We start from the raw sequence: 12,142 nt of genomic DNA, 5'->3' as shown, positions 1-12,142 counted from the left end.
CCCGCCCCAACATGAGGCGGGCGTCTTGCTGAAAGAGGCGCCCCATGGCCACGTCTTCCGACCTCGTTCTCGGCCACCGCGTCATGGCGCTGATCGAGGCGCTCGCCCGCCATACGGACGAGCCCGGCCGCATCACGCGTCTCTATCTCTCGGGGGCTCACCGGGCCGCCGCCGAGACGACCCTCGCTATGATGCGGGAGGCAGGCCTTAACGCGCATATCGACGCGCTCGGCTCCGTGGCCGGGCGGCTCGAAGGAGCGGACCCGGATGCGCCGGCCCTTCTCATCGGCTCGCACATCGACAGCGTGATCGACGCGGGCCGCTTCGACGGTAATCTCGGCGTGGTGCTCGGCATCGTGGTGGCGGAAGCCCTGCGGCGGGACGGCATCGTGCCGGCCTGCCCCATCGAGATCGTGGCCTTCGGGGACGAGGAGAACGCGCGCTTTCCCACGAATCTCTCGACCTCTTACGCCCTGTCGGGCCGCTACGACCCCGCCTGGCTCGACGGCCGGGACGCGGACGGGATTTCCTTGCGCGACGCGCTGGTGGATTTCGGCGGCTCTCCCGAGGGCATTGCGGCCATCGCCCGTGACCCGGAGCGCTATCGCGGCTACCTGGAGGTCCATATCGAGCAGGGACCGCTCCTGGAGGCCGAGAACCTGCCGGTGGGGGTCGTGTCCGCCATCAACGGCATCACCCGCGCCCGCGCCCATGTGATCGGCGAGGCGGGCCATGCCGGCACCGTGCCCATGCCTATGCGCCGGGACGCGTTGGCGGCCGTGGCCGAGATGATCGTGGCGGTGGAGCGCACGGGCGCGACGCGCACCGACACGGTGGCGACGGTGGGTGTCGCGCAGGTGCAGCCCGGCGCCATTAACGTGATCCCGGCGCGGGTCGATTTCACGATCGACGCGCGCTCGCCCGACGATGCCGTGCGCCGCGCCATGGTGGAGGACATCACCGCCGAATGCGAGGCCATCGCGGCGAAGCGCGGGGTGCGGCTCACCCTCGAGCCCTTCATGGACTCGCCCGCCACGCCCATGGATCCGGGCCTGATGGCGCGGCTGGAAGACGCCACCGCCTCCCTTGGCCTGCCGGTCCTGCGCCTGTCCTCTGGCGCGGGCCACGACGCCGTCGCGGTGGCGGCGCTCTGCCCCGTCGCCATGCTGTTCGTGCGCTGCCGGGGCGGGGTCAGCCACAACCCGGCGGAATCGATTACCGTCGAGGACGCGGACGCGGCCGCGCGGGTATTGCTGGCGGCCGTGAAGGCGCTCGTCGCCGAGGGCTTCATGTCTCGGTCGTAGGGGACCGGCGACAGCCCGCCCTCAAGCATCTATCACGGGCAACGTGAGAACAGCCAAGATTAGTGGCAGTTAGCTGCCCGCGCTGAAAGTCCACGTCCAAACCCCTGAGAGTGGACGCGCTTCGGCAAGCGAACACAATATCGTCATATTCACAGTTAACGTTATGTCATATCGTTAAGGAAGTTATTGATCAGCTTTCCTATCTGTGACTGCCGAACCTTTGAGGACTTTCGATGCCGAATGAGATTTTGACCTGGGCCAGCGATCAGATGGTCGGACCCGACATTGATGGGCGCTCAAGCACACAAACCAAGACCGCCCTGCTGCCAGACGGCAGTATGATCGTGGCATGGCTTGAGACGAAGTCAAACTCCGACGGGCTAGAGTTCTCCGGGGTCAAGGCCTGGCTTGTCGGCGCAGACGGTACGCCGTTCAAGAAGGTGTTGGACATTAGCAGAAGCAGTCAGTCAGAAATTTACCAGGACATCATCGCCTTCGACGTGATCGCTCTCGACGACGCTAATGGACAGCCCAATGGGCAGTTCGCGATCGGGGCGACGTCGAAGTACAAAGAGAATACGATTTACCGGGAAAGTGTCCGAACGTTCGTTAGCGTATTCGACGCCACCGGAAAGGAACTCCAACACCACCCCACCGCCGCTGATTCATCCTTGAAGAGTCTTCATGCGCGCGATGGCTCATTCGTCGTCAAGGCCGAAGCCTGGGAGCTGCCCTTGTTCGGCTCCTGGAAGCCAACGGGCAAGATCTTCGACCATTCCTTTCCCAACGAGTCCGCCCAAGTCACGAAAGTGACCGAGAGCCTCGCACGTTCGGAACTGGATCTCGGCGGCGAGCGCGTCGTCCATACGAAACTGGTTTCATCGGGTGCCAACACTTTTCAGCTCAAGCTGGGGTTTGCCGATTATCAGGGCGAGACGACTCGTGCGGATGTGGTCGTCGCACCCAATCTCATGGGGTCCGCCACAGCGAAAATGACGCCGCTGTCCACGGGGAACTTCGCGGTCGTGTTCACCGATGGCGCCAGTCATGTGTATTACGGCATCTATCGGCCCGACGGCACGACCGTCCTGCCTCCCAAGGTTCTTCACACCGCATCCGTCTCGGGGCTGCCTCGTCTCGACGAGATCTCGGTTTCCAGGCTCGACGACGCAAGCTTCGTGGTCGGCTTCACCGATGGATTGAGCCCGTCTGGCACTTATATCGGCGTGAATGCCTATACGGCCGTGATCGGCGATTCAGGGCAGATCGTTCAACCGGCCACCGCGCTGCCGGTCGCGTCCGGTGACCATCCCATGAAGGCGCCGCAGGTCGTCGGCATGGGAGACGGCCGGTACACCGTGACGTTCCAGAGCGGTGATTCCGGCACCTCCGACGTCTACACGCACATTTTCGACACCCGCACGGCCGGCATCAACAAGGAAGGCACATCCGCGGCGGATCAACTGCTGGGGACAGCGCTCGACGACACCCTCAAAGGGGGAGACGGCGACGACAAGATCCTGGGAGCACCCGGCAACGACGTTCTTCACGGCGGCGCCGGAGCCGATCTCCTCGACGGCGGCGCGGGCTGGAACATCGTCTCCTACGCGGACGCGCCGGCGAGCGAGGGCGTCACGGTCGCGCTCTTCAACATGGCTCTGAACAAGGGCTACGCCGCAGGCGACACGTTCAAGAACATCCAGGAAGTTCAAGGCTCCTGGGGCAATGACAGCCTGCATGGAGACAAGAACGACAATCGGCTTCTTGGAGGCGACGGGCACGATTACTTCGAGGCCTATGAGGGCAAGGACTTTCTGAGCGGCGGCGATGGCAACGACATCCTCAATGGCGGTGCCGGCGCCGATACGATGATCGGCGGTGCCGGCATCGACACGGTCAGCTATGCGGATTCACGCTCATTCGTGAAGGTCGACCTCTCCGATGGCCAGGGCAAGGGAGGCGATGCGGAAGGCGACCTTTACTATCGCCCGGAGGACGAGCTTGAAACAGTCACCATCGAAAACGTGATCGGCTCGAAATATGATGATCAGATCTGGGGCAGCGATGCGGACAACACCCTGGACGGCGGTCTCGGGAACGACACGCTGACGGGAGGCAGGGGCAACGATACCTATCACGTGCAGGCGGGCGATATCGTCGAGGAAGCCGCCAATGGCGGCGGGAGCGATACGGTCATCGCCAAAGGCGGCTTCAGCATCGCGGCCTTTGAAAATGTCGAGAACCTGATGGCCGAGGTTGGAAGCTCCGGTGTCACGTTGACCGGCAACCGTCACGCCAACATCATCACGGGAAGTGACGGCGCCGACCGTCTGGATGGCGGCGGCGGAGACGACGTGCTGAGGGGCGGCAAGGGAGACGATCTCTATTATGTCGACAGTCTGAGCGATCTGACCATCGATACGTCGGGCATCGACACCATCGTCACGCAGCTCAGCAGCTTCTCGCTTGTCTCTCACGCATCGATCGAGAGGCTCACCACGTCAGGCTTCGAGGCCGTCACGTTCACCGGCAACGACCTCGACAACACCCTGACGGGCGGAGACGGCGCCGACAAGCTCGACGGCGGCAAGGGCGCCGACAGCCTGATCGGCGGCGCCGGAAACGACACGTACTACATCGACAATGAGAACGACCGGATTGTCGAGACGGCGGATGGCGGTTACGACGTCGTCTATACGAGCCTGAAGACGACGGCCGGGTTCGAGCACGTGGAGAAAATCCATTATGTCGGCCCCGGGACAGATCCTGGCACCGGCACTGGGACAGATCCCGGCACGGGCACAGGAACCGGCACGGGGACGGGAACCGGTACCGGCACAGGAACCGGTACGGGAACCAGTCCGGGGGGCACGACCACGACGCCGACGACACCCACGCCCCCGGTCCAAACCTACGCCGTGGCCTATGTCGGCACGAACAAGGGCGGCGTCGCCTGGGCCGGCGGCCGCGATACCATGCTGCTGGGTGGCGGCGGCGGCGACAAGCTCTACGGCAGCAGCGGTCACGACAGGCTCTACGGCAAGAAGGGCAATGATATGCTGATGGGCGGTGCGGGCAAGGATGCGTTCATCTTCGACACCAAGGCCGGCCCCAAGAACGTCGATACGATCAAAGGCTTCTCGACTGTGGACGACACGATCGAACTGTCGAAAACGGTCTTCAAGGCCCTCGGCGGGAAGGGTGGGCTCAAGAAGGCCGAGTTCCACATCGGGCCGGAAGCCACGTCCAACAAGCATCACGTGATCTATGACCGGGACAAGAAGGCCATCTACTACGACAGCAACGGTTCGAAGGACGGTGGCTTCGTGCAGATCGCCAAGCTCAACAAGGCGGTCGACCTCACGCACCGGGACTTCCTGATCATCTAGGCACGTTCGAACATCGAGAAGGGCTGCCTCCGGGCAGCCCTTTCCCGGTGGGCCGTCGCTTCACTCCGGTGCCTGCCAGTCCTCCGACAGGATCGCCCAGCGCTCATGATCCCGCCACGCGCCGCCGATCTTGAGATAGCGCGGCGAGTAGCCCTCCTGCCGGAAGCCCAGGGATCGGGCCAGGGCGCGCGACGGCTCATTCTCGGGTTGAATGTTGGCTTCCAGGCGGTGCAGCCCGTGCTCGCTGAAGGCTCGGGCGATCACGAGGCCGACCGCCTCGCGCATGAGGCCGCGTCCCGTCATGCCGGCCATGCCGTAATAGCCCAGATACGCGCTCTGGAAGACGCCGCGCACGATCTCGTTAATGTTGATCACGCCGACGACATGGCCGCCCGCGAGGTCCCGCGCGACATAGCCGAGGGAGCGCTCGCCGTCGCAGCGGGACAGATAGGCCAGGAAGCCGACAAGGTCGTGAAACGGATAGACGAACGGCTCGTGCAGATTGATGCTCGCGAGATTGGCGGTCACGAGCTCAGGACCGTCCTCGTGTCGGACGCGCTGGACGACAACGCCCGCCATGGGCCTATTCCAATCCGCCGACCGCATCCTCCACGGCCGCGACCACGGCCCCGGACCGCACGAGCTCCAGCGCCTGGCGCATCTCGGTCGCATACCAGCGGTCGCCATCAAGCGCGGGGGGGATGACCTCGCGGATCGCGTCCAGAGCCGCGCGGCTTCCCTTGCCGAGAGGAAAGTCCTTCGCGACGGGATCGACGAGCGTGAGGGCCTGCGCGGTCATCAGGAGCTCGCCCGCCACGATCTGCTCGACGTTCTCCACGATGGTGCGCGCCTTGCGGCCGCACCAGGTGGAGTTTGACACGTGGTCCTCGGCGTTGGACTTGCCCGGAATGGAATCCACCGAGCCCGGCGTCGCGAGGCCCCGGTTCTCCATGACGAGGGCCGACATGGAGCACTGCACGGTGGCAAACCCGGTATTGAGGCCGCGCTTGCCGGCGAGCAGGTTGCGCGGCAGGCCGTAGGACATGGTGGGATCGATGAGGCGGGCCAGGCGCCGCTCCGAGATGGCGCCCAGATCCGCCAGGGCGAGGGCGAGCACGTCCATGGCCTGGGCCACATACTGGCCGTGGAAATGGCCGCCGGAGATCGACACGTAGCCGCCCTCCCCGTCGTCGAAAATGAGCGGGTTGTCGGTGGCGGAGTTGATCTCCGTGCCGATGATCCGCTCCACGTACTCCACCGCTTCCACGGCCGGGCCGTGAACCTGCGGGGTGCAGCGCAGCGAATAGACGTCCTGGACGCGGGGGCTCGCGGGCGTGCCGGGCTGGCGCGGCTCGTCCGGAAACACCACATCGCGGGCTCCTTGCGAGCAGCGCTTCGAGCCCTCCAGGATTCGCAGGAGGTTGCGGGCGACCTTGGCCTGGCCCGGATGGGGACGCGCCCGGTGGACGCGGGGATCGAAGGCCGCCAGCTCCCCGCGCATGGCCTCGAGCGACAGGCACATGGCGATATCGGCCTGCTTCAGCAGACGCCGCGCATCCGACGTCGCGAGAGCGCCGAGCGCCAGCGACGTGGTGGAGCCGTTGATGAGAGCCGACGCGTCTTTGGCGCCGAGCTCGAAATCCGGGTCGAACCCCGCCTTGGCGATGGCCTCGCGGGCGGGCAGGCGGCGGCCCCTATAGACCATCTCGGCCTCCTCGAAGCCGCAGACCGCGCCCGCCATGTGGGCCAGCGGCGCGAGGTCGCCGGAGGCCCCGACCGAGCCCTTCTGGGGGATGACGGGGTGCAGGCCCGCATTGAGAAAGGCGATCAGCCGCTCCACCAGCTCGACGCGGGGCCCGGAATAGTTCGACGCGAAGGCGTTGGCGCGGAGCAGCATCATGGCCCGCGTCACGTCCTCCGAAAAGGGCTCGCCGACGCCCGTCGCGTGGGCATAGACGGTCTTTCTCTGGTAGGCCGCCATGTCGCTGATGAGAACGCGCTGATCCTTGAACAGGCCGACGCCCGTGTTGAAGGCGTACATGAGCGGCGCGTCGTCATGCATCCAGGTGCGGTCGATATAGGCTCGCGTCGCCGCGATGCGCTCGCGGGCTTCCGGGTGCAGGACGGCCTTCTCGAACCGGCCGGCCGGGGATGGGCGTGCCACGCGCACCACGTCCCGGATCCTCAGCTTCGCCCCGTCGACCTTCACCGTCATGGCAATCACCCCTGCTTCGATCCCCAGGGATAACGACGGGACGGAACGGGCGCAACCGAGATGAGGCCTGGGAGACCGACGCCCTTTCGATGCCGCTTCGAAGAACCGGGGATGAGCCGGGTCGAGGGCCTACCCGTAAGCCACCCAACCCCGGAACGTGAAGGCGGCATAAAAGAGGCTGACGTCGCGAAAGCCCGCCTCGCGGAGGAGCGCCTCGTCGTGGGCGGGGGTCAGGATGGGAAGCCCCTCTCCGATGCCCGTGCCCGCCTGGCGCGCCCTCTCCGGCTCGACGCCCGAGGCCTCCGCGAAGGCCGCGAAGCGCGAGAGCCATTGCCGGCGCTCCTCGGGATCGAGCGAAATGCTGTGATGGGCCGCGACGAAGGGGGCGCCGGGCTTGAGCCGTCGCCGGATCTCCCGCAGGGCGCGCAAGCGCTCCTGGGCGGGCATGAAATGCAGGGTCAGAAGGCAGGTGGCCGCGTCGTAGGGACCCTCCGGCGCCACATCGACGAGGCCCTGGTGCAGGCAGACCCGCAGGGCGTGAGGGCCTAGGGTCTTTTCAGCCAGCTTGAGCATTTCGGCGGAGGGGTCGATTCCGTCGAAATGCCATCGCGCCTGTGCGTCCGCGAAAGCCTTGAGCTCGAGTCCGCCGCCGGCCCCGAGCACCAGGATTCTGGCGTCTTCCGGCGCCCGCTCGGCGATCAGGACCAACGCCATCCGCTGCAGGGCGGCAAAGCCCGGCACGAGCCGAGGTGGGTTCTCGGCGTAGCGGGCGACCGCCTCGGGATCGTCGAACGCGCTCATGCGCGCCGAGCCAAAGGCTTGCGTGACGGGAGACGTCCCGTCACGCGTCAGGCCCGGCCCAGGCGCTTCGTGGTCTGGGGATCGAACAGGTGCACGTTGGCCGGATCCACCGCGAGGGTCAGCTTGCGGGTATCGGCGGCGATCTGGCCGGTGGAGGCCTGCACGACGAAATCCGCGCCTGCGACCTTGCCGTGGAAGAGCTGGGTGGCGCCGAGTTCCTCGACGAAATCCACATCCATGGTGAGCGAGCTGGCGCCGGTCGTGCCCGCTTGGACGTCCTCGGGACGCAGGCCGACCTCGATGGCGGCGCCGGGCGCGAGGCCGTCCTTCATGTCGGTGACGGCGATGGACTGCCCGCCCACGGAAACGCGGCCGGGGCCCTCGACGATACCCGGCAGGATGTTCATGGGCGGGGAGCCGATGAAGGTGGCGACAAAGCGCGTCTCGGGCCGGCGATAGACCTCGCCCGGCGTGCCCACCTGCTCGATCTGGCCGCCTGACATGACCACGAGCTTGTCGGACAGCGTCATGGCCTCGACCTGGTCGTGGGTCACGTAGATCGACGTGACGCCCAGCGCCTTCTGGAGGCGCTTGATCTCCACGCGCATCTGCACGCGCAGCTTGGCGTCGAGGTTGGAGAGCGGCTCGTCGAACAGGAACACCTGGGGCTTGCGCACGATGGCGCGGCCCATGGCGACGCGCTGACGCTGTCCGCCCGAGAGAGCACGCGGCTTGCGGTCCAGGAACGGCTCGATGGCGAGGATACGGGCCGCTTCCTTCACGCGCTTCTCGATCTCGTCCTTCGGCGTCTTCCGGTTCTTCAGGCCATAGGCCATGTTGTCGTAGACGCTCATATGCGGATAGAGCGCGTAGTTCTGGAACACCATCGCGATATCGCGGTCGGCGGGCTCGACCTCGTTCACGACCCGGTCGCCGATCTTGATCGCGCCGCCCGAGATCGTCTCGAGGCCCGCGATCATGCGCAGCAGGGTGGACTTGCCGCAACCGGACGGCCCCACGAGCACGCAGAAGGATCCGTCCTCGATACCGAGGGAGACGCCCTTCACGGCCTCCACGTTGCCCGCATAAATCTTTCGGACCGTTTCAAGCGTAACGCCCGCCATTGCCCCAACTCCTCAATTCCTCGGGTCCCGGCGCGCTCAGGTCGCGGATCCAGGGACCCATTGTCGTTATGGTTCCGACGCGGCGCTCCAGCAGATGCGGAGGCCGCGCCCGTTTCGATTACTTTTCGGTTTCCACCAGGCCCTTCACGAAGAGCCGCTGCATGAAGATCACCACGAGGACCGGCGGCACCATGGCCAGCACGGCCGTCGTCATGGCGATCTGCCATTCGGTCAGCGCGTCCGTGGTGGTGATCATCTTCTTGATGCCGATGACGATGGTCTGCATCGAGCTCTGGGTCGTGATCAGCAACGGCCAGAGATACTGGTTCCAGCCGTAGATGAACTGAATGACGAACAGGGCCGCGATGGTGGTGATCGACAGCGGCAGCAGCGTGTCCTTGAAGAACCGGAAAGGACCGGCGCCATCGATCTTCGACGCCTCCAGCAGCTCGTCCGGCACCGTCATGAAGAACTGGCGGAACAGGAGCGTGCCGGTGGCGGACGCGATCAGCGGCATGATGAGGCCCGTATAGGTGTCGAGGAGACCCAGATCCGCCACGATCTTGTAGGTCGGGTAGATTCGCACTTCGACGGGCAGCATCAGGGTGATGAAGATCACCCAGAAGGCCGTTTTGCGGAATGGGAACTTGAAATAGACCACCGCATAGGCGGACAGGATCGAGATCAGGATCTTCCCGAAGGCGATGCCGAGCGCCATGATCATGGAATTGACCATCATCATGGAGACGGGCTCGCGGGCGAGCTTGCCGCCGTAGAACAGGGCCCGCGTATAGTTCTCGGGCGCCTGATCGCCGGGGGTCAGCGGCATATTGCCGTTGATGATGGTGGCGGTGTCGAAGGTCGACGCCATGATGGCGAGATAGACCGGGAAGGCCACCACCACGACGCCGACGATCAGCGTCAGATAAGCCATGAAGGTTCTAAAAGGGCGATTCTCGACCATCAGTACTGCACCCTGCGTTCGACATAGCGGAACTGGATCGCCGTGAGCGCGATCACGATGATCATGAGGATCACCGACTGGGCGGCCGACAAGCCCAGATCGCCGCCGGAGCGGCCGTCCGCGAAAACCTTGTAGACGAGGGTCGTCGTCGACCCGGCGGGTCCGCCGCCGGTCACGGCATCGATGATGCCGAACGTCTCGAAGAACACATACACGATGGTGACGACCAGCAGGAAGAATGTCGTGGGCGACAGAAGCGGGAAGATGATGGTCCAGAAGCGGCGCATGGGCCCCGCGCCGTCGATGGCGCCTGCCTCGATCACGCTCTTCGGAATGGCCTGCAAGCCCGCGAGGAAGAACAGGAAATTGTAGCTGACGTGCTTCCAGGTGGCGGAGAGCACCAGCAGGATCATGGCGTCGGTCCCGTTCAGCATCGGGTTCCAGTTGAACCCGAGGGCGTTGATCGGCCGGCCGAGCGTGCCCAGCGTCGGGTGGAACATGAAGAGCCACAGCACGCCCGCGATGGCGGGAGCGACCGCGTAGGGCCAGATCAGCAGGGTCTTGAAGGCATGGCCGCCGCGCAGGTTCTTGTCGGCTTGGCTCGCCAGGAGGAGCGCGACCGACAGCGAGAAGAAGGCCACCAGCGTCGAGAAGATCACGGTCGTGACCATGGCCCGGTAATATTCGGGCTGCTCGAACAGGACCACGTAGTTCTCGATTCCGACGAACTCCGACGAGAGGCCGAACGCGTCCTCCCGCAGGAACGATTGCCAGATGGCCTGGGAGGCCGGCCAGTAGAAGAAGATGAGGGTGATGGCCATCTGCGGAACAATCAGCAGAAGTGGCAGTGTCCAGCCTGAAAAATGAGCTCGTTTTTCCATCGCAGTCACAACGGTCGGAGGATGGGGCAGATGACGGTAACATCCGGTCTGCGAGGTTCGTCCATAAGATCATCCCGGACAGCTTGGCTGCCCGGGATGACAAGATGTTTTATGAGCGTCTGGCTTAGCGGACGGTGCGCTCGAACTGACGCAGGATCTGGTTCGAGCGGCCCACCGCGTTGTCGAGCGCGTCCTTGGCGGACTTCTGACCGGCGAGAGCAGCCTCGATCTCCTCGGAGACCACGTCGCGGATCTGCACCATGTTGCCGAAGCGCAGGCCGCGGGAGTTCTCGGTCGGCTCCTTGTTGGTGAGCTCGATCAGCGCCGTCTGGAGGGCGGGGTTCTTGTCATAGAAGCCCGAGGCCTTGGTCTTCTCGTAGGCCGCCTTGGTGATCGGGAGGTAGCCCGATTCCTGGTGCAGCCTCGCCTGACGGTCCGTATCGGACAGGAAGGTGAAGAACTTGGCCACGCCCTTGTACTCGTCAGCCTTCTTGCCGCCCATGACCCACAGCGAAGCGCCGCCGATGATGGAATTCTGCGGGGCGCCCTGGACGTCCGGATAGTACGGCATCGGCGCATTGGCCCAATCGAACTTCGCGTTGGCCTTCACGTTGCCGTAGAAGCCCGACGAGGTCAGGAAGATCGCGCATTCGCCCGAGGTGAACCGGCCCTCCGAGCGGCTGTCGCGACCCGAATAGTCGTAGGTCTTGTCCTTCTGCAGGTCCACGAGGTTCTGCAGGTGCTTCACGTGGAACGGAGAATTGAACTTCATCTCCGTGTCGAAGCCGTCGAGGCCGTTGGCCTTGGTGGCCATGGGCACGTTGTGCCAGGCCGAGAGCTGCTCGACATTCGCCCAGGGAGCCCAGGCGTTGGAGAAGCCGCAGGTGTTGTGGCCGGCAGCCTTGAGCTTCTTGGCGGCCTCGAACACTTCCGGCCAAGTCTTCGGGATCTCGTTGACGCCCGCCTTCTTCAGCTCGTCCTTGTTGACCCACATGACCATCGAGGAGGAGTTGAACGGGAAGGACAGCATCTCGCCCTTGGCCGTGGAGTAATAGCCCGTGATGGCGGGCAGGTAGGCCTTCGGGTCGAACGTCTCGCCGGCTTCCTTCATCAGCTCCGCCACAGGCTTCACGGCGCCCTTGGCGCCCATCATGGTGGCGGTGCCGACCTCGAAGACCTGCAGGATGTGCGGGGCGCCACCGGCCCGGAAGGCCGCGATGCCGGCATTCAGGGTATCGGCGTATTGTCCCTTATAGGTGGGAACGACCTTGTAATCCTTCTGCGAGTTGTTGAACTCTTCCGCCAGCCGGTTCACGACGTCGTTGTTGGCGCCCGTCATGGCGTGCCACCACTGGATCTCGGTCTGTGCAAAAGCCGAAGTGCTCGTCGCGAGGCCAAGGGCCAGGGCGGCGAGAAATGCGCGGTTGGTCATCTCTTGTCTCTCCCATGCGTCCCGTCCGGGAC

At 64.8% G+C, this 12,142-nt stretch carries 9 protein-coding genes; 2 read left to right on the top strand and 7 right to left on the bottom strand.

From position 1 onward, the window contains the following. Positions 1-44: 44 nt before the first annotated feature. Together ILT42_RS12290 and ILT42_RS12285 are read left to right on the top strand one after the other, a co-directional pair. Positions 45-1,304, top strand: coding sequence for an allantoate amidohydrolase (locus ILT42_RS12290; protein ID WP_204215904.1), 1,260 nt, complete (start codon positions 45-47; stop codon positions 1,302-1,304). A 233-nt stretch (positions 1,305-1,537) separates the two neighbouring features. Next, positions 1,538-4,693, top strand: a complete 3,156-nt coding sequence (locus ILT42_RS12285; protein WP_204215903.1) for a calcium-binding protein — start codon at positions 1,538-1,540, stop codon at positions 4,691-4,693. Between the two features lie 60 nt (positions 4,694-4,753). On the opposite strand, the gene ILT42_RS12280 is transcribed toward ILT42_RS12285, so the two are convergent. The 7 genes from ILT42_RS12280 to ugpB all read right to left on the bottom strand — a co-directional run bounded on the left by ILT42_RS12280 (position 4,754) and on the right by ugpB (position 12,110). After that, positions 4,754-5,272: a GNAT family N-acetyltransferase gene (locus tag ILT42_RS12280; protein WP_204215902.1), complete on the bottom strand. Its 519-nt coding sequence runs from the start codon at positions 5,270-5,272 to the stop codon at positions 4,754-4,756. A 4-nt stretch (positions 5,273-5,276) separates the two neighbouring features. Next, entirely contained in the window at positions 5,277-6,908 is a 1,632-nt protein-coding gene (locus ILT42_RS12275; protein ID WP_204215901.1) for an HAL/PAL/TAL family ammonia-lyase, read from the bottom strand. 129 nt (positions 6,909-7,037) lie between these two features. Further along, positions 7,038-7,709 carry a class I SAM-dependent methyltransferase gene (locus ILT42_RS12270; RefSeq protein WP_204215900.1) on the bottom strand — a complete coding sequence of 224 codons (672 nt, stop codon included), beginning with the start codon at positions 7,707-7,709 and terminating at the stop codon, positions 7,038-7,040. 47 nt (positions 7,710-7,756) lie between these two features. Beyond that, complete coding sequence (locus tag ILT42_RS12265; protein ID WP_204215899.1) at positions 7,757-8,833, bottom strand: sn-glycerol-3-phosphate import ATP-binding protein UgpC; 1,077 nt, start codon at positions 8,831-8,833, stop codon at positions 7,757-7,759. A 118-nt stretch (positions 8,834-8,951) separates the two neighbouring features. After that, on the bottom strand, positions 8,952-9,797 hold the full coding sequence (gene ugpE / locus ILT42_RS12260) for a sn-glycerol-3-phosphate ABC transporter permease UgpE (RefSeq protein WP_204215898.1): 846 nt from the start codon (positions 9,795-9,797) through the stop codon (positions 8,952-8,954). Beyond that, complete coding sequence (ugpA, locus tag ILT42_RS12255) at positions 9,797-10,678, bottom strand: sn-glycerol-3-phosphate ABC transporter permease UgpA (RefSeq protein ID WP_204215897.1); 882 nt, start codon at positions 10,676-10,678, stop codon at positions 9,797-9,799. Before ugpA ends, ugpE begins: the two co-directional genes overlap by 1 nt. A gap of 124 nt (positions 10,679-10,802) precedes the next feature. Further along, on the bottom strand, positions 10,803-12,110 hold the full coding sequence (gene ugpB, locus ILT42_RS12250) for a sn-glycerol-3-phosphate ABC transporter substrate-binding protein UgpB (RefSeq protein WP_204215896.1): 1,308 nt from the start codon (positions 12,108-12,110) through the stop codon (positions 10,803-10,805). Positions 12,111-12,142: the final 32 nt, after the last annotated feature.

Source organism: Microvirga pudoricolor (genome assembly GCF_016892705.1).
In the GTDB taxonomy this organism is placed as follows: Bacteria; Pseudomonadota; Alphaproteobacteria; order Rhizobiales; family Beijerinckiaceae; genus Microvirga; species Microvirga pudoricolor.
Note: the sequence above shows the minus strand (reverse complement) of the source record. Positions and strands in the feature narration are given on the sequence as shown.

Coding starts and splice junctions, on each gene's coding strand:
- ILT42_RS12290 (WP_204215904.1), top strand. CDS start 45: ATGGCCACGTCTTCCGACCTCGTTCTCGGCCACCGCGTCATGGCGCTG.
- ILT42_RS12285 (WP_204215903.1), top strand. CDS start 1,538: ATGCCGAATGAGATTTTGACCTGGGCCAGCGATCAGATGGTCGGACCC.
- ILT42_RS12280 (WP_204215902.1), bottom strand. CDS start 5,272: ATGGCGGGCGTTGTCGTCCAGCGCGTCCGACACGAGGACGGTCCTGAG.
- ILT42_RS12275 (WP_204215901.1), bottom strand. CDS start 6,908: ATGACGGTGAAGGTCGACGGGGCGAAGCTGAGGATCCGGGACGTGGTG.
- ILT42_RS12270 (WP_204215900.1), bottom strand. CDS start 7,709: ATGAGCGCGTTCGACGATCCCGAGGCGGTCGCCCGCTACGCCGAGAAC.
- ILT42_RS12265 (WP_204215899.1), bottom strand. CDS start 8,833: ATGGCGGGCGTTACGCTTGAAACGGTCCGAAAGATTTATGCGGGCAAC.
- ugpE (WP_204215898.1), bottom strand. CDS start 9,797: ATGGTCGAGAATCGCCCTTTTAGAACCTTCATGGCTTATCTGACGCTG.
- ugpA (WP_204215897.1), bottom strand. CDS start 10,678: ATGGAAAAACGAGCTCATTTTTCAGGCTGGACACTGCCACTTCTGCTG.
- ugpB (WP_204215896.1), bottom strand. CDS start 12,110: ATGACCAACCGCGCATTTCTCGCCGCCCTGGCCCTTGGCCTCGCGACG.